14 protein-coding genes and 1 other RNA gene are annotated in these 17,308 nt (G+C 70.0%); 11 read left to right on the forward strand and 4 right to left on the reverse strand.

Annotated features, from left to right (window positions below):
* Positions 1-65: 65 nt before the first annotated feature.
* Entirely contained in the window at positions 66-1,040 is a 975-nt protein-coding gene (locus ABTW95_RS00140) for a DUF8094 domain-containing protein (protein ID WP_500223295.1), read from the reverse strand.
* Positions 1,041-1,247: 207 nt separating this feature from the next.
* The gene (prfB, locus tag ABTW95_RS00145; protein ID WP_396448875.1) at positions 1,248-2,360 is read right to left on the reverse strand and encodes a peptide chain release factor 2; all 1,113 of its coding nucleotides are present in this window, start codon (positions 2,358-2,360) and stop codon (positions 1,248-1,250) included.
* Between the two features lie 148 nt (positions 2,361-2,508).
* On the opposite strand from prfB, the gene ABTW95_RS00150 reads away from it, so the two are divergent.
* Positions 2,509-3,567 carry a DUF8094 domain-containing protein gene (locus ABTW95_RS00150; protein ID WP_500223296.1) on the forward strand — a complete coding sequence of 353 codons (1,059 nt, stop codon included), beginning with the start codon at positions 2,509-2,511 and terminating at the stop codon, positions 3,565-3,567.
* Positions 3,568-3,592: 25 nt separating this feature from the next.
* On the opposite strand, the gene ABTW95_RS00155 is transcribed toward ABTW95_RS00150, so the two are convergent.
* Complete coding sequence (locus tag ABTW95_RS00155; protein ID WP_500223298.1) at positions 3,593-3,778, reverse strand: hypothetical protein; 186 nt, start codon at positions 3,776-3,778, stop codon at positions 3,593-3,595.
* Between the two features lie 411 nt (positions 3,779-4,189).
* On the opposite strand from ABTW95_RS00155, the gene ftsE reads away from it, so the two are divergent.
* From ftsE to ABTW95_RS00195, 8 genes are all read left to right on the forward strand, one after another.
* Positions 4,190-4,879 (forward strand): cell division ATP-binding protein FtsE, encoded by a 690-nt coding sequence (gene ftsE, locus ABTW95_RS00160; RefSeq protein WP_021597771.1) that lies wholly within the window; start codon positions 4,190-4,192, stop codon positions 4,877-4,879.
* Positions 4,880-5,009: 130 nt separating this feature from the next.
* Positions 5,010-5,915 (forward strand): permease-like cell division protein FtsX, encoded by a 906-nt coding sequence (ftsX, locus tag ABTW95_RS00165; protein ID WP_396448878.1) that lies wholly within the window; start codon positions 5,010-5,012, stop codon positions 5,913-5,915.
* A 92-nt stretch (positions 5,916-6,007) separates the two neighbouring features.
* Positions 6,008-7,207, forward strand: coding sequence for a S41 family peptidase (locus tag ABTW95_RS00170; protein WP_500223301.1), 1,200 nt, complete (start codon positions 6,008-6,010; stop codon positions 7,205-7,207).
* A 4-nt stretch (positions 7,208-7,211) separates the two neighbouring features.
* On the forward strand, positions 7,212-7,712 hold the full coding sequence (gene smpB, locus ABTW95_RS00175; RefSeq protein ID WP_396448880.1) for an SsrA-binding protein SmpB: 501 nt from the start codon (positions 7,212-7,214) through the stop codon (positions 7,710-7,712).
* Positions 7,713-7,721: 9 nt separating this feature from the next.
* A complete protein-coding gene (locus ABTW95_RS00180; protein ID WP_500223302.1) occupies positions 7,722-9,662 on the forward strand; it encodes a penicillin-binding transpeptidase domain-containing protein in 1,941 nt (646 codons plus the stop codon).
* Between the two features lie 296 nt (positions 9,663-9,958).
* Positions 9,959-10,331: a transfer-messenger RNA gene (gene ssrA, locus ABTW95_RS00185) on the forward strand.
* Positions 10,332-10,588: 257 nt separating this feature from the next.
* A complete protein-coding gene (locus tag ABTW95_RS00190) occupies positions 10,589-11,113 on the forward strand; it encodes a GNAT family N-acetyltransferase (RefSeq protein ID WP_396448882.1) in 525 nt (174 codons plus the stop codon).
* Between the two features lie 69 nt (positions 11,114-11,182).
* Positions 11,183-12,415, forward strand: a complete 1,233-nt coding sequence (locus ABTW95_RS00195; RefSeq protein ID WP_396448883.1) for an FxsB family cyclophane-forming radical SAM/SPASM peptide maturase — start codon at positions 11,183-11,185, stop codon at positions 12,413-12,415.
* Here ABTW95_RS00195 and fxsT read toward each other — a convergent pair.
* The gene (gene fxsT / locus ABTW95_RS00200) at positions 12,412-14,934 is read right to left on the reverse strand and encodes an FxSxx-COOH system tetratricopeptide repeat protein (protein ID WP_500223304.1); all 2,523 of its coding nucleotides are present in this window, start codon (positions 14,932-14,934) and stop codon (positions 12,412-12,414) included. The genes ABTW95_RS00195 and fxsT overlap by 4 nt on opposite strands.
* A 311-nt stretch (positions 14,935-15,245) precedes the next feature.
* On the opposite strand from fxsT, the gene ABTW95_RS00205 reads away from it, so the two are divergent.
* Positions 15,246-15,476 (forward strand): hypothetical protein, encoded by a 231-nt coding sequence (locus tag ABTW95_RS00205; protein ID WP_396455179.1) that lies wholly within the window; start codon positions 15,246-15,248, stop codon positions 15,474-15,476.
* A 167-nt stretch (positions 15,477-15,643) separates the two neighbouring features.
* The gene (locus ABTW95_RS00210) at positions 15,644-17,260 is read left to right on the forward strand and encodes a tetratricopeptide repeat protein (protein WP_500223305.1); all 1,617 of its coding nucleotides are present in this window, start codon (positions 15,644-15,646) and stop codon (positions 17,258-17,260) included.
* Positions 17,261-17,308 lie beyond the last annotated feature (48 nt).

Here is a 17,308-nt window from a genome sequence, read left to right on the forward strand (position 1 = left end):
CCCGCCGGGTGCCGGGCGGCCCGCGCAGCGGTCGGAAGGCGGGGCCGCCCGGCACCCGGCGGAGTTCAGGCGCCGTGCACGGCGACGGCCTTGCGGTACATGCCGCTGACCGCGGCGCGGCCCTTGGCGGGAACGGTGGCCAGGTACTGCACGAGGACGGTCGTGTCCATGCGCGTCTTGGCGGCCCTGGCCGGGGCGAGCCCGACGAGATCCCCGCTGACCGCCAGCCTGCCCCGTTTCGCCGCGGAGTACGCCTCGTTCTGCTTCAGGACGTACCAGACGACCGCCCCGCGGTCCTTGGTGCGCAGCGCGAACACCTGGTACGGCGCGGGGGAGAACCGGGACGACAGCGTGACGCCGCGGCCCGCCAGCGCCTGCTCGCCCTGTTTGAGCGCCTTGTATGTCTCGTTGGTCTTCGCCCCGTCGGCCAGCAGCGCGGCGCCGGACGCGCGCGGACCGTCGGTGAGCAGCGCGGCGTGCGCCTGCGGCAGCTTCGCGGGCGCGACCGCGAGGTCCTTCGCGGCGGGGTCGACCGGTGCGGCGTACCCCTCCGGGTCGAGGGCGATCTCGCGCAGCGTCGGCGCGGACGGGTACGGGTCGGCCGCCAGCAGCCACGGCGCCCCCGCCTTGGCCTGCGTGAACAGCATCGCGTGCCGTACCGCCCGGTCGCCCTCGCCGGTGACGGTGTCGGCCGCGAACCAGTGCGGGTAGCCGGTGAGCCGCGGGATGTAGAACGCGGTGTCGCTGAAGGCCAGCTTCGGCGGGCGCCGCCGGACGGCCCGCCGGAGCTTCAGCGCGGCCGCGTCCATCGACAGCTGCGGGTCGGCCTCGACCGCGCGCAGCGCCTTGCCGCTGAGCCGCCTCCCCGCGCGGTTCGCCCCGTGCGCGTAGGACGCGAGCACCTGCTGCGCCTGCGCCGCGGTCAGCGCGGGCGCCCCCCTGGGCTTCGCGGCCTCGGCGGCGGAGCCGCCGGAGCAGCCCGCGGCGAGCGCCGCGGCGAGCAGGCCGGGCAGGAGGATCGGAACGAGTGTGCGTGCCATGAGGCCCCCGAATGGCGACGGTGATCCGGACCACGCGCCATCCTCGCAGAGTGACCGCGCAGTCACTCTGTGAATGCGAAACTCCGCGGAAGGTCACCGGCGGCCGCCGTGGGTCGGGCCGGGCCGGGCCGGGTCGGGCACGGGCCGGGCCGGGTCGGGCACGGGCCGGGCCGGGCCGGGGGCCGGGCGGCGGTCAGGCCGCGGGGGTCAGGAGGCCGTCTCCCGCTGCCGCATCCAGCGGATCTCGGCCTCGATGAACTCGTCGATGTCGCCGTCCAGCACCGCGGAGGGGTTGCCCGCCTCGACGCCGGTGCGCAGGTCCTTGACGATCTGGTACGGGTGCAGCACGTAGTTGCGGATCTGCGTGCCCCAGCTGCTCGTCCCCTCGCCGCGCAGCTCGGACATCTTCTCCGCCTCCTCCTGGCGCTTGCGCTCCAGGAGCTTGGCCTGCAGGACGTTCATGGCCGTGGCCTTGTTCTGCAGCTGGCTGCGCTCGTTCTGGCAGGACACGACGATCCCGGTCGGGATGTGGGTGATCCGCACCGCCGAGTCGGTCGTGTTGACGCCCTGGCCGCCCGGCCCGGACGACCGGTACACGTCCACCCGCAGGTCGTTCTCGTCGATGTCGACGTGGTCGCTCTGCTCGACCACGGGGACGACGTCCAGGCCGGCGAACGACGTCTGCCGGCGGCCCTGGTTGTCGAACGGGGAGATCCGCACCAGCCGGTGCGTGCCGTGCTCGCCGCGCAGCGTCCCGTACGCGTAGGGGGCCTTCACCGTGAACGTGGTCGACTTGATCCCGGCCTCTTCGGCGTAGGACGTCTCGTAGACCTCGGTGGGGTAGCCGTGCCGCTCGGCCCAGCGCAGGTACATCCGCTGGAGCTGCTCGGCCCAGTCGGCCGCGTCGACGCCGCCGGCCTGCGCGTTGATGGTGATCAGCGCCTCGCGCGAGTCGTACTCGCCCGACATGAGCGTGCGCACTTCCAGCTGCTGGATGGCCTTGTGCAGCGCCGCGAGCTCCTCGTCGGCCTCGGCCCGGGTATCGGCGTCGTCCATCTCGCGGGCCAGCTCGTACAGCGTGGCGGCGTCGTCCAGCCGCTGGCGCAGGCCCTCGACCCGGTTCAGCTCGCTCTCCAGGTGCGAGAGGCGCCGGGTCACCGATTGGGCGCGCTCCTGGTCGCTCCACAGGTCGGGGTCGGCCGACTGCTCGCGCAGCTCGGCGATGTCGCGGCGCATGCCGTCGAGGTCCAGCACCTGCTCGATGCTGGTGAGCGTCGCGCCGAGCTCCTTGAGCTGCTCTTCCGGATCCATGGCTGCCACGCTCCGAGCTTATCGCCGTCCCGGCAGTGCTCATCGCCGTCCCGACGCCGCCTGGTCGCGGGGGCAATATCATGTGGATGGCAGAATCACGGGCCGAGGAGGTCGGCCGAGGACGGCCGGCATTGATTCCGGTCCGGGGGACGGGTCTTTGCACAGGTTCCTGCGGGTGATCGCGGTCGCGGTGCCGCTCATCCTGGCGCTCACGGCCGCGGGCTGCGCCGAGGGCGAGTCGCGGGCGCGGCCCACCGTCAGCGTGCCCGAGACGTCGCCGCCCGCCCCGGTGCCGCTGACCCCGGACGTCGCGGAGCAGGCGTTCCGCACCTATGTCACCGACGAGGACGTGGCCCGCGCCGCCGGCGACGAGCGGCTGGCGCTCACCTGGACGTCCGACGGCCAGTCCCAGCTCACCGCCGCCGAGTTCCGCAAGGCCGCCTACGACGGCGACCCCGTGCGGCGGTTCGCCTACGGCAAGCCGAAGCTGTACGTTCCGAAACTGAAGGACGGCACCTACCCGCAGTGGTTCGTGGTGTCGGTCGAGCGCTCGGTGATGGGCAAGCCCAGGAGCGAGCACAGGGTGCTGATGGCGTTCGTCCTGCGCGGGCAGTCCGACCGCTGGAAGCTCACCCTCGCCACGGAGCTCCAGAAGAAGGCCAAGGAGCCGAAGGTCGCGATCGGCGACGACGGGTACGCGGAGGCGCTCAGCACCGACGACACGTCCCTGCTGATCCGCCCCCGCGACGTCGGCGGGATCCAGGCGACGATCGCCGCGGAAGGCGGCGGCAGCGTCGCCGCCAAGGTGATGAAGTCGAGCGACGTGACGACCGGCTTCTACCGGGACGACAAGCGCGCGAAGAAGAAGGCCAAGAAGAAGGACTTCAAGCTCCAGGTCGTCTACACGGCGACGCCGTTCCCCTACTTCGGGCTGCGGACGGAGAGCGGCGGCGGCCTCGTCATCTACTCGCTGTTCCGCAACACCGCGCTGGCCGGCGAAGACCCGGACGCCCCCAAGCCGGAGATCCCCGAGGACGCCGAGCACCTCCTGGACGGGACGGTCGAGGGCAACGAGGTCGACACGACCACGACGCTGCACTTCGCCGCCTACGACCCGCCGAAGGCGAAGAAGGGCAAGGCGCAGGCCAAGGCGCACATGATCGCCGACGCCGGCGCGGTCACCAAGGCCGCGACGCCCCCGCTCAAGAAGCCCTGACGGGCCGCGGGCCCGGCGGTACGGCTCAGCCGTACATGCGGCGCAGGACGAGCGCGGCGAACAGCAGGGCGACCAGCGCGGCCAGGACGAGCGCGGGCGGGATGGACGGACCGTGCCGGTGCATCTCCGACCGGGCGGCCCGGCACGTGGGGCAGCGCCCTTCGACCACCGGGTTCGAGCAGTGAGCGCAGATCAGGTGTTCGCAGCTCATGTCGTGGGCCCCAATCTCCCGGATCGGCGTGCGGGTCCGTGCGGGGAAGCGTCCGCTTCTTCGGTGTCCGTCCACTTATTAGGTATCTTTCGCCATCATCCAGCGTAGCCGGACTGTATGGTCGTTCCGGCAAGTCCGGGACCTGGACGGTAGGAATACGGCCGGACGTCGGGAGACGGATCACATGGCACTGATCGGACGGAACGCACCGATCGGGCTGAGTGACGCCCTCGAAAGCCCGTACCGCGCCGAGTGGGACGAGGTAGTTCCCGGTCCCCTCTACACTGCTCGAAGGCTCCGCGTCCCACCCGGTCGTGAAGCCGGGCGGCGCAGGCAAGTGCTCACGGACGCGTCCGTGGCCGCGGGCCGGGCCGCTCCCCAACCCCTACAGCGAACCGCCGTGATGCAGCCGTGATCCATTTCGACAACGTCACCAAGGTCTACCCGAGCCAGAACCGGCCCGCCCTGCAGCATGTGAACGTCGCCATCGAGAAGGGCGAGTTCCTGTTCCTGGTGGGTCCGTCCGGCTCCGGCAAGTCGACCTTCCTGCGCCTCATCCTGAAGGAGGAGCGTCCTTCCCAGGGTCACGTGCACGTGGCGGGCAAGGACCTGAGCAGGCTCAGCAACTGGAAGGTGCCGCACCTGCGCCGCAGGATCGGCTGCGTCTTCCAGGACTTCCGCCTCCTGCCCAACAAGAACGTCTTCGAGAACGTCGCGTTCGCCCTCGAGGTGATCGGCAAGCCGCGGCGCTTCATCGGCAAGGTCGTCCCCGAGGTCATCGACCTGGTCGGCCTGGAGGGCAAGGCCCACCGGATGCCGGACGAGCTGTCCGGCGGCGAGCAGCAGCGCGTCGCGATCGCGCGGGCGTTCGTCAACCGGCCGATGATCCTGCTGGCGGACGAGCCCACCGGGAACATCGACCCGGCCACCTCGATCGGCATCATGAAGGTTCTGGACCGCATCAACCGGACCGGCACCACCGTCGTCATGGCCACCCACGACGCCGCGATCGTCGACGCGTTCCGCAAGCGCGTCGTCGAGCTGGAGGACGGCCGCGTCGTCCGCGACCAGTCCCGCGGCGTGTACGGCCAGGCGTACTGACCATCTGAACCAACGATTCCCGCCGGGGCGTACGACAGCCAGAAGGCGGGGACCGCCCGCATCGGGCCGCGTTTCCTCGTGAGGCCGCCCGGGCCCCGGGCGGACCAAAGGCGATCAAGGACAGCGAGGCATGCGCGTACAGTTCGTTCTCCAGGAGATCTGGATCGGTCTCCGCAGGAACATGACGATGACGATCTCCCTCGTCATCACCGTCGCCATCGCCATGGCGCTCTTCGGCACCGGGCTGCTCCTGCGGCAGCAGGTCGACGCGTCCAAGAGCTACTGGTACGACAAGATCGAGGTCTCGATCTTCCTGTGCGCCAAGACGAGCTCCAACCCCAGCTGCCAGAAGCAGGACGTCACCGACCAGCAGCGGCAGACGCTCAAGGCGAGCCTGGAGAAGATGCCGCAGGTCTCCAACGTCGAGTACGAGAACAAGCAGCAGGCGTACGAGCGGTTCAAGGACCGCTTCTCCGGCTCGCCGGGCTTCGTGGAGAGCACCCGCGAGGGCGACATCCCCGACTCGTTCCGGGTCAAGCTGCGCAACCCCGAGGAGTACAAGGCGGTCGCGCAGGCGATGCTCGGCCAGCCCGGCGTCGACACGGTGATCAACGAGCAGGAGATCCTGAAGCGGTTCTTCCGGATCCTGAACGGCCTGCAGGTGGCCGCGCTGACGATCGCGCTGATCCAGGTGATCGCCGCGGTGATGCTGGTCGGCAACACCGTCCGGCTGTCGGCGTTCAACCGGCGCCGCGAGACCGGCATCATGCGGCTGGTCGGCGCGTCCAACACCTACATCCAGATGCCGTTCATCCTGGAGGGCGCCATCGCCGGCCTGATCGGCGGCATGTTCGCCTCGATCCTGCTGGTCTTCAGCAAGAAACTGCTGATCGACCGATTGGCCGGGGACGTCCAGCTGGTCAGCCAGCTCGGCTGGAGCACGGTGATAGCCGTCATCATCGTGTCGATCTGCTTCGGTGTGCTGCTCTGCGCCGTCGCATCGTTCCTGACGCTGCGCAGATACCTGAAGATCTGACGTGCTGAGCCGATCCGGGCGGAGTGCCCGGTCCGGGCGGTCCGTCCGCCCTACACTTGCCGCATGTCCAGGTCCGCGTCGCCCCTGAACCCGTGCCTCCGCTGAGGAGGCGGCCGGGACGGACGCTGCGCGGGCTGGCCGTCGCGGCGGCGATCGTCTGCGCCTACGCCCTCGGGGTGGTGAGCGGCTCCGGCTCGCAGCGGCACACGGCCGTCGCGGGCGGCGGGTCCGTGCTGGACGAGGCCGCGACGGAGATCGGCCGCCGGGCCGCGAAACCGGTCGGCCGCGGCGAGCTCGACCGGGCCGCCATAGAAGGCATGCTGCGCGGCCTCGGCGACAAGTGGGCGCACTACTACCCGGCCCATGAGTACGACGACGTCGAAGGGCGGCTGACCGGCCGCTACAGCGGCGTCGGGCTGTGGCTCGGCGGCTCGGGCGCCGGAGGCCGCGTGCTGGTCGCCAGCGTCCAGCCGGGAACGCCCGCAGCGCGCGCCGGAGTCCGCGCCGGGGACGCGGTCACCGCCGTCGGGGGCAGGTCCGTCGCCGGCTGGAACATGTCGCGCGTGGCGGAGGCGCTGCGCGGACGTCCCGACGAGTCCGTCGAACTGACCGTCGAGCGCGGCCGTCGAACCAAGCGGTTCCATCTCGTCCGCACACCGGTCCCCGGGGGAGACGTCACCGTGACCGATCTTCCGGAGCACGCGCGCCTGATCCGCGTCGGCGCATTCACGCACGGGACGGGACGGGAGGTCCGCGCCGCCGTCACCGGGCGGTCGCCGTCCGGCAGGCCGTCCGGCGGCGTCCTGCTGGATCTGCGCGGCAACCCCGGCGGGCTGCTGGACGAGGCGGTCGAGACGGCGTCGTCCTTCCTCTCCTCCGGCCCGGTCGTCACCTACGAGCCGCGCGGCAGGCCGGCGCAGCGGCGGACGGTCACCTCGCCCGGCGACCCGGACGTCCCGCTCGTGGTGCTCGTCGACGCCGGCACCGCGAGCGCCGCGGAGATCGTCGCGGGTTCCCTGCGCGACCGGGACCGCGCGGTGATCGTAGGATCGCGTACATACGGGAAGGGCTCGGTCCAGGAGCCGATCGAGCTCGCCGACGGGTCGGTCATCGAGCTGACCGTCGGTCGCTACCGCACCCCGGGCGGCCGTAACCTCGACGGGGTCGGGATCGAGCCGGACGTGGCGGTGTCCGCCGACCGCCCGCCGGAGGCGGCCGAGCGGCGCGCCCGGACGGTGCTGCGCGGCCTCCACGCGACCGTGCTCGACAGACGAACGCCGGACAAGGACTGAGGACGTGGCACGGGACACCGGGCGCAAGAAGGACAAGAAGGACACCGGGCGGAAGCTCATCGCCCAGAACAAGCGCGCCCGCTACGACTACCACATCGACGACACGTGGGAGGCGGGCATGGTGCTGATGGGCACCGAGGTCAAGGCGCTCCGCGCCGGGCGCGCCTCCCTCGTCGACGGCTACGCGCACGTGATGGACGGGGAGGTGTGGCTGGAGAACGTCCACATCCCCGAGTACACCCAGGGCACCTGGACGAACCACGCGCCCCGCCGGCGCCGCAAGCTGCTGCTGCACAAGCGCGAGATCCAGAAGATCATCGCCAAGTCGTCCGAGCCGGGCTGGACGCTGATCCCGCTCTCCCTGTACTTCAAGGACGGCAAGGCCAAGGTCGAGATCGGCCTCGCTCGTGGTAAGAAGTCCTACGACAAGCGCCAGGCCATCGCCAAGCGGGAAGCCGACCGCGAGATGCAGAAGGCGGCGGCGGCCCGGTTCAGGAGACGGTGAAGGGTGTCGATGAAGAACCGAGGCCGGCGGGGCGGACCGCCCAGGATCCCCCGGCGGGCGATCGCCGTCGCGGGCGGCGCCCTGATCGCCTGCGGCGCCGTCGGCGCGAGCATGATGCCGGGCGCCCTCGCCGAGCCGTCCGCGATGCCGGCCGTCCGCGACTTCCTGATCGCCTGGCAGGTCGGCAACTACGAGGCGGCCGCCGCGCGCACGACCGGCGCCGACAAGGAGGAGGTCGCCGACGCCCTCGCCCGCGTCCGCCAGCAGCTCGACGCGGCGTCGCTGCGGCTGGCCCTCGGCACCGAGGTGGAGGGCAGCGACGTCGACCAGATCGTCAAGAAGGGCGACGAGGCCGACGCGCGCTTCACCGTCAAGATCGACCTCGGTGAGAACGGCCAGCCGTGGGAGTACCCCGGCCTCATGCATCTGCGGCGCGTCGGCGGCGAGTGGAAGGTCGTCTGGAGCCCGTCCATCATCAACACCAAGCTGAAGCCGGGGCAGCGGCTCGCCGTGGTGACCGAGGTGCCGAAGCGCGCCCCCATCACCGACACGCGGGGCCGCCCCGTGCTGCGCGAGGTCGGCGCCTACAACGTCGGCGTGTACCCCGGCCAGCTCGCCGACCCGCAGAAGACGCTGGAGCAGCTCGCCAAGCAGACCAAGATGGACGGCGGGCGCCGCCTCGACGCCGAACGCCTCCTCGGCCGCGTCCGGTCCGCCCCGCCGCAGGACTTCCTGCCCCTGCTGACCCTCCAGGTGCCCGCGCACAACGCGCTCGTCCGGCGGCTCAACGCCATCCCGGGCCTGCAGCTCCGCCAGATCCGGGCGCCGATCGCGCCCGCCTACGCGCCGGAGCTCATCGGCGAACTCGGCCCCGCCACCGCCGACCGGCTCCAGCAGGTCGGCGCCCCGTACCAGCCGGGCGACACGATCGGAGTCAGCGGCATCCAGCTGCTGCAGCAGCGCCGCCTCGCCGGAACCCCCACCGTCCGCGTCGTCGCGCAGGACGAGACGGGCAAGAACACCGAGGAGCTGCGCTCCTGGCCGGGCCAGGAGCCGAAGGGCGTCCAGACCACCCTCGACCCCGCCTACCAGGCCCGCGCCGACTTCACGCTCCGGGCGCTGCCGTACCCGGCGTCCATGGTGGTGGTGCGGCCGAGCACCGGCGAGGTCCTCGCCGTGTCCAACCACGGGACGAACGGCGAGAACCGCGCCTTCGAGGGCCACTACCCGCCCGGCCTGACGTTCGGGATCGTGTCCGCGGAGGCCCTGTTCTCCCAGGCCGGCCTGGACGACGGCACCAAGACCACCTGCCCGGGCACCGTCACCGTCGGCGGCAAGACGTTCGCGAACCGGGCGGGCGGCGAGGGCTCCCTCGCCAACGCGTTCGCCGCGTCGTGCAAGACGTCCCTCGCGCAGCTCAGCGGCAAGCTCGACGCGCAGGCCCTCGTCCGGGAGGCCGCCCAGTTCGGCATCGGCAAGGACTGGGGCCTCATCGTCCCCGCGTTCACCGGTTCCGTGCCCACCCCCGCCAACGACGGCGAGAAGGCCGCCACGATGGTCGGCGAGAGCGGCGTCGAGGTGAGCCCCCTCGCCATGGCCCTCGTGGCCGCCGCCGCGCAGAACGGCACCTGGAAGCCCCCGTACGTCCTCAAGGACCAGGACATCACGAAGACCGTCCAGGCGCCGGCGCCGCAGTCCCTGCAGTCGGAGTCGATCGCCAGCCTGAAGCGCGTCCTGAACCGCACCGCGACCCGCGGCAACGCGAAGTCCGCCCGCGTCTCCGGCGACGTCGTCGGCGTCGCCGCCCTCGCCACCTACGTGCGCGGCGGCGACAACAAGACCGTCTCCTGGTTCGTCGGCTCCGCCGGCGACCGCGCCTTCGCCATCGCCGTCGAAGGCCGCGTCAACACCGCCAAGCTCGCCGCCAAGTTCCTGACCGGCCACTCCTGATTTGAGAATCTCTTTACACGCCGGACGCAACCATCCGCCCGCCCCCGGACGTCATTACGGGTGACTGAGACACCGCTTGGGGGGTTGCGGACTCAGTCGCCGTGATGAGACCAGAGCCTCGTCTCGGGGGAGGCTCTGCCGTCCGGACCGGCCCGACCCTGCCGGTCGACCCCGGTGGGCACCGCGCCCACCGGGGCTCACGGTCGTCTGCGGGGATTAACGTTGCCCGCGGGCGCGTTACCCTAGTAACGTCATCGTGCGGACGTCCTCGGACGCCCGCTTTGACAACTGAACATGGGGGTGACCGGCTTCGACTTCGGTCGTTCGAGCCAGGGGAAGCGGGTCGAGGGTTGCTGTCGTGACCTCGTAAATCCTGTGACAGCAAACAAATAACTGCCAACAAGAAGCAGTCCGAGTTCGCCCTCGCCGCCTGAGCGAGGAGCGAACTCTGTCAGCCCGGGAGCGTCTCCGGCCCGGGACCTGGCATCGTAAGGAGACTCCACCTACCGACCCGGTCGCGGGGCCGGTAGGGAAACCCAACAGCGACTGAGCCCGTCGGCGACACGCCTGCGTGAGCGCCGGGGCTGAGAAAACGCCAAGCAGGCTGCACCCGGAGAAGCCCTGACTCATCACCGAAGGACGCGGGTTCGATTCCCGCCACCTCCACTCTGGACGACGTGTGTTCGGCGACCGCCGAGCACACGTCGTTTTGTTATGCCATCCGAAAGGCGCCCCTAGCCCCCGACGCAGGGACTCCGCCCCCGCCTTCTCCCGGCTGAGCCCATCGCCCACCCTGCGGCAACAACGCGGCGAGGCCACAGCAGACACCGGAACCCGTATGCCGGGTCCACGTCCGGGACAGCTGGTCGCGGTGCTCTCGGCGGTGGGCGTGCTGGCCGGGGTCGGATAGGCGCTAGATTTCGCGGGTGAGCGTGTTGGGGGTGGGCACCCGCGTGGCGGTCCGGCAGGTCCGGCCGGACGACGAGGCGCGGTTCATCGAACTGGCGCGCGCCAGCGCCGTGTTCCACCGGCCGTGGGTCAAGCTGCCCGAGTCGTCGGCGCACTTCGCGGACTATCTGGCGCGGTTCGACCAGGTCTCCGCGGTGGGGATGGTCATCTGCCTGCGCGAGGGCGGAGATCTCGTCGGGACCGTCAACATCAACGGGATCGTCCGCGGGTGCTACCAGCGCGGCATGATCGGGTATGCGGCCTTCCTGCCCTACGCGGGGCGGGGATACATGAGCGAAGGGGTCGGGCTCGCGGTCGCGTACGCCTTCGAGGAACTGGGGCTGCACCGGGTGGAGGCGGACATCCAGCCGGAGAACGTCGCGTCCGTCAAGCTTGTCCGGCGGCTCGGGTTCCGCAAGGAGGGGTTCTCGCCGCAGTTCATCAAGATCGACGGGGTGTGGCGGGACCACGAGCGGTGGGCCCGTACGGCCGATCATGTTTAGCGATCTTGCAAACCAGACATATCAGTACGGAATGGCTCCGGGTCGTTGATCTCAGCGGGAGGCCGGCAGGTGGGCGTCCGCAGCGGCGAACCCGGCACGGAGTGGCCCAGCGGCTTGGACGTGCGCGGTCTCCTGGAAAGCGGGTGGCGGCCCACGCCGATCCGCGACTTCATCCTCAAGGTGCACAGCCGCTGCAACCTGGCGTGCGACTACTGCTACATGTACGAGATGGCCGACCAGGGATGGCGGCGGCAGCCGCGGCGGATGTCGCGGCAGGTCCTCGAATGGACGGCGCAGCGCATCGCCGAGCATGCCCGGACGAACCTGTTATCGAAGGTCGAGGTCGTCCTGCACGGCGGGGAGCCGCTGCTCGCCGGTGTGGAGCATCTGCGACATGCGATCGAAGTCCTGTTGGCTGCTTGCGAGCCGGATGTGCGCGTCGGCTTCAGTGTGCAGACCAACGGCGTCCTGCTCGATGAGCTGTTCCTCGATCTCTTCGCCGAGTACGACGTCTCGGTGGGCGTGAGCGTGGACGGTGACGAAGAGGGGCATGACCGGCACCGGCGCCGCGCCGACGGCCGCGGCAGCTACCGTGCGGTGCGGGACGGGCTTGAGAGCCTCACCCGGCCGCGGTACCGGCATCTGTTCGGCGGCCTGCTGAGCACGGTCGAACTGCGCAACGACCCGATCGCCACCTACGAGTCGCTGCTGTCCTTCGGGCCGCCCGGCATGGACTTCCTGCTGCCGCACGGGAACTGGGACACGCCCCCGCCGGGACGTCCGCCGGACGAGTCGACGCCCTACGGGGACTGGCTCATCGCCATCTTCGACCGCTGGTACGGCGGGGAGGCCGCGGAGGTGCGGATCCGGTTGTTCAGCGAGATCATCCGGTTGTTGTTCGGCCGGATGTCGGCGAGCGAGGCAGTCGGGTTGTCCCCGGTGGCCGTGGCCGTCGTCGAGACCAATGGCGAGATCGAGCAGGTCGACTCGCTGAAGTCCGCCTATGAAGGGGCCGCGGGTACGCGGCTGCACGTTTCCCGCGACCCGTTCGACGCCGTCCTGTCGCTGCCGTCGGTCGCGGCGCGGCAGATCGGTCGGCGGGCGCTGTCGGAGCAGTGCCTGGCCTGCCCGGCGCACGAGGTCTGCGGAGGCGGTCTCTACCCGCACCGGTACCGGTCGGGCACCGGGTTCCGCAATCCCTCGGTCTACTGCCGTGACCTGTTCAAACTGATCAGCCACATCCGGGACGTGATCGGCCGCGAACTGGCCGCCGAGCCCGTGGGCGCGGCGGGCCGGGTCTAGATCGGCGGCGGGTCGAAGTCGGCGTCCAGCCGGCGTCCCTCCAGGAAGACCTGTGCGTCCGGGTGGTCGAGGGTGAGAGTGCGGCGGTAGCCCTCCTTGGTGGCGGAGAACAGCTCTTCGGCTTCGTCGTCCCTTCCGAGGTCGCGCAGGCTCGCGACATTGTTCGCGGCGGCCGTCAGGGTCATCGGGTGCTCCTCGCCCAGGAGTTCGCGGAGCCGCCGATGGCTGCCCGAGCCGAGCCGGTACGCCGCTTCCGTCTCCCCGATGGCGGCCAGGTCGCTGGTCAGGTTCACGGCGACCGTGAGGGAGTAGTGGTGGTCGCGCCCCAGCTTCTGCTCCAGGGCCGCGAGCGCCTCCTCGTTGATCTTTCTTGCGACCCCGGCGTCGCCGGTGACCCGCCGTAGGACGGCCAGATTCCCCGCGCAGGCGTGATTGTAGGGATGCCCGGTCGAGTAAATGCGCGGATAGCGGCGGACGGTGTCTTCCGCGAGCACCAGTGCCTCTTGGAACTGGCCCATCGTCCGCCGGATGTTCGCCAGGCAGATCGCTGCCGCCAGCGTGTCGGGATGGTCCAGCCCGAAGATTCTCACGTAGCGCTGATGGACTTCCTCGGCGAGTTCGAGGGCGCGGTTGTAGTCGCCGGCCCTTCGCCAGGCGATGGATAGATCCTTGCCGGCCCGCAATGTCCATGCGTGGTCGGGACCCAGTTGCTCGATGCCGTAGGCGTAGGCGTCCTCGCCGATGTCGCAGGCTTCGGCATAGTCCCCACCGAGCCGTACCGCTCTCGCCATCCCGGTGTAGATGTTCAGGTATGACGCCGGGTCAGCGGATGGATCGCTCTCTGCGCGCACTCCGCGGATCACTGTTTCGAGGAGTGTCCGGGCGTTCAGGTAGTCGCTCCGGAGACCGTAGTCGAGTGCCAGGCTGTTGACGGCGCGCCAGGTGTTCCAGTCCTGTTCTCCGAACTTCGACTCGAAGCGGCGCAGCGCCTCTTCGTCCATCTCGTGGGCCTGCAGGAAGTCACCGCTCGCTCTGAGGTCCGCGGCTCGTCCGCGTAGAGCACGCAGCGTCGTGTCGTGGTCGGGGCCGAGTGCCTTCTCCGCGGCGCTGAGCGTTTCGACGTTGTGCTCGGCCGCCTCATCGTACTGGCCGAGCTCGCGCAGAAGGTTGCCCAATTGCACTCGCAGGCTCAGGACGTCCTCGTGGTCACTGCCGGAAGTGGCGCTCCACTCTTCGATGAACGACTCAACGAAGCTCTGGGCCGAAACATAGTCGGCCGACGCGTACAGATAACGAACCATGTTGAGCGCGAGTGCGCGGACCTCCGGGGCTTGGCATTGCGCCACTCCAGCTGGCCCGAAATGCCCGAGAGCGTTCAGGTAGGTGTCCCAATTCTTCGCATCGGCCGGCTCGGACGGGGTATAGCCGGCCAGGAGCAGATGGACCCCGTGGCGGAGCCGCTCCTGTTCCGCTTCCGGCAGCTCGTCGCGGACGAGAGCCTGGATCAGGCGGTGTACCTGCAACGTCCGAGCGGGGATGTCCAGCCTGGCAAGTGCGAAGCGTCCGAGTTCACCGATGGCACGGCCCAGCCTGATCGGGTCCGCGATGAGTGCGGAGAGCTGCGGGCTCAGACCGGGGACGACCTTGCTGAAAGCGTCTCGTGGAATCGGTTCCGGGCCGAAGAACGCGCAGTAGCGCAGCAGGTCCAGCGCTTCGGGGAGCTTCTCCTCCAGGCTGGCGACCGACAGCGCCCAGGCGGCCGTCATCGATGCGGGGTACTCGCTCGGCTTTCCCTGGGAGAGCAACTGACTCGTACGCTCCGTCAGGAGCCGCAGGTACTCCGATACCGAGATGCCGGTCTCGGTGTGGAGCGCACCCGCCTGTTCCAGGGCGAGCGGAAGGTCGCCGAGTTCCTCGGCGAGCCGGTCCGCGTCCTCCGGGGAGATGCCCCTCGGTACTCGTCTGATGAGGAATTCCACGCTCTCCTTGCGGGTGAAGACGTCGATCGGAAGGGCATCGACGACGCCCGCCCAGCGGTGGTTGCGCGACGTGATCAGGACGTGCCCGGGCCCTTGGGGGAGGATGTCCGTCAGTTGCTCCGGCTCGTCCGCGTTGTCGAAGATCAACAGCCAGTTGGTGTAGGGCTCTCCCCGGCGCAGCGCCTCGAGCACCGCGTTGGCGGCGTCCTCGACACCGCTCACCGAGGCGGACGGCAGCCCGAGGTGCGGCGCCAGACTGGCGAGGGACGACCGCACGAGGACGGCCTGGTCGGCCGGGATCCACCAGACGAGGTCGTAGTCGGATTGGTACCGGTGGGCGTACTCCACCGCCATCTGCGTCTTTCCCACGCCGCCGAGGCCGTGCAAGGCGTGCGGCAGCACCGCCGTGACCCGGCCACCGAGGCCGTCGTGCAGTCGTGCGAGCAGATCCGTGCGGCCGGTGAAGTTCTTGTTCCGGGGAGGGACCTTCCCCCAGACCTGAGGAATCTTGGGCGATGGGTCCGTCTGTGAACTGTGCACTCGATCCCCCTGCGCCATGCCGATGCCCGCCGGGGCACAGTGCATTACGACGTGGTCAAGGAATTCTTTTCAACGAAGATAGTGTAATGAAGCTGATCGTTCCATACTGTGTCATGTGACACGCTGATCGGATACGTGTTTTCGGATCTCCGTTATCATTGTTTCTTGTTGTCCGCATAGCGTTTGCGCACCATTTCGGGCCCCTGGCGTCCGCAGCGAATTCCTGAGATCATGTCAGTGGTCGGCCCCGCCGTTGTGGCCGAGGACGTCATGTCGACGCATTCCGCATCGCCGGCGCAGAGGAGACGTTGATGCCGCAGACCACCAGTGATGCCACTCGTCCCTTCAAGCTCCCGAGGGAACGACTGGCCGCCGCGTCCAGTTCACGCCGCGATCCGCGCCTTGACTGGGTGAACGACGAACTCGACGGGCCGAATGCGTCCGCTGGATTCGACAACAGGTTCCACCGCCACATGGGCCGGCGTCCGGCAGGGATTCGCGCGGCTGATCGGCTCCGGGTGATGACCACCGCTCCGATGTGATCGGTTCGGCGGCCGTTTGGGATCGGCGCCACTGGGAAGCCACGATGGGTTAGTCTCTTGGGACTTGGGCCTCGTGACCCGATGCCGTAGAAGATCTCCAGCGGATACCCGCTCATGGGGGCGGAAAGATGACCGCGCTAGCTCCTCCGGACGGACAGCGTCCCTTCGTGGGCGAGGGTGCGTTCGGCGAGCAGGATGCGGGGCTCTTCCACGGCAGGGAATGCGAGCAGGTCCGGGTCGCCGGGATGTGGCGGCAGAGCCGGCTCTCCGTGCTTCACGGCGGAGCCGGCGTCGGCAAGACCTCACTGTTGTGCGCCGGCGTCATCTCGCAGATGAGGGTCGAGGGCGCCCATGTGCTGCCAGTGGCGAGCGTCGCGCACCGGCCGGCCTTCCCCGTGGCGGCGCTGTCGGAGCACAACGCCTTCCGGCTCGCCGTGCTCTCCTCGTGGTACCCCCGCGCATCACCGGTCACCATCTCCGAATTGACGGTGGGCGCCTTCCTGCGGAGGCACCGGCAGAGCGACCGGTCCGGTCGCAGGCTTCCGGTGCTCGGAGCCATCGACGGGGCGGAGGCGCTGCTGCGCACGTCCGGACGGCACGAAGACCAGCGCCTCCGCTTCCTGGAGGAGCTCGCGGCGGCCATGAAGGAGATACCCGACCTGCATCTGCTGCTCGTCGTGCGTGAGGACGCGGTCGGCGAGGCCGTGGAGCTTGCGGGCTTGCTCGGCCATGCGCAGCCCGAGCTCTGTTCCCTCGAGCAGTTCGGCCCAGAGGCGGCGCGTGCGGCCGTCACGGAACCGCTCAAGCGTGCCCGGGGTTCCGGAGAAGCCGTCGCGCACGCGCTGGTGCGGGAACTCCGGACGGTACGGATGGCGAGCCGTGTCCAGCGAACGGCGCGGCTGAGCCCCGCGCTGCTGCAACTGGTGTGCGCGCACCTCTGGGGGGACCTGCCCGGCGACGCCGATATCCCGGCGGAGCGCCTGCGTGCGGAGGTCAACCGTGTGCTGGCGGATTTCTGCGCGCACACCCTCACGATGATCGCCGCCGATCACAGCGTCCCGGCCTCTACCGTGCTCTCGTGGTTTCGTTCCGCGTTCGGCGGGCCGCAGGGACGTGCCGGCATTCCGGAGCACCGCCTGTGCGAGGACGTGCCCAGGGCGGTCGTCGACGCGGCTCAGGACTACCACCTCATCCGCGCCAGGCTCCGCGGCGAGGAGCGGTGCTTCGAATTGCAGCATCCCAGGCTGATCGAGCCGATCCGCGACCTCGGCGAGGCAGCGGTCCCCATCCACCGGCCGGGGCCCTCGGTGCGCCTGCGGCAGGCCCGGCTGGCGCTGTCCGCCGGTGATCTCGAACTCGCCCGGCGGCACGCCGAGGCGGTCACCAGGGCCTGCGGCGAGGGCGAGCTCCGGCTGCTCGCCGACGCGCTGACGTTCCTCGGCGACGTCGCCTGCGAGCGAGAGGACGCCGAGGCGGCTCTCGGGCACTACCGCGAGGCGGCGACCATCCTGGAGGCCGTCCCGGACAACGCCGCGGTCGGCTGGCGCCTGGCCGGAATCGGCCGCGTCCTGCTGGCGAGCGACCCGAGTGCGGCGGTGCGGTACCTGCAGGCCGCGGTGAGCAGGCTCCCGCAGGAACTGTCGGTCCAGACCGCCCTCGGGAAGGCGCTGCTGGACTGCGGGCGGATGCGCGCGGCCCGTGCGGTGTTCGAGGACGTCCTCGGCCGTGACAGCAGGAACCGCGAGGCGCTCAGCGCCAAGCGCGCCATGACCGGGATCGGTTGATCCGTTGTGGTGAACCGCCGAACAGCGGATTTCGTAGGTCACTCACGA

It is taken from the genome of Spirillospora sp. NPDC127506 (assembly GCF_040302145.1).
Lineage (GTDB): Bacteria > Actinomycetota > Actinomycetes > Streptosporangiales > Streptosporangiaceae > Spirillospora.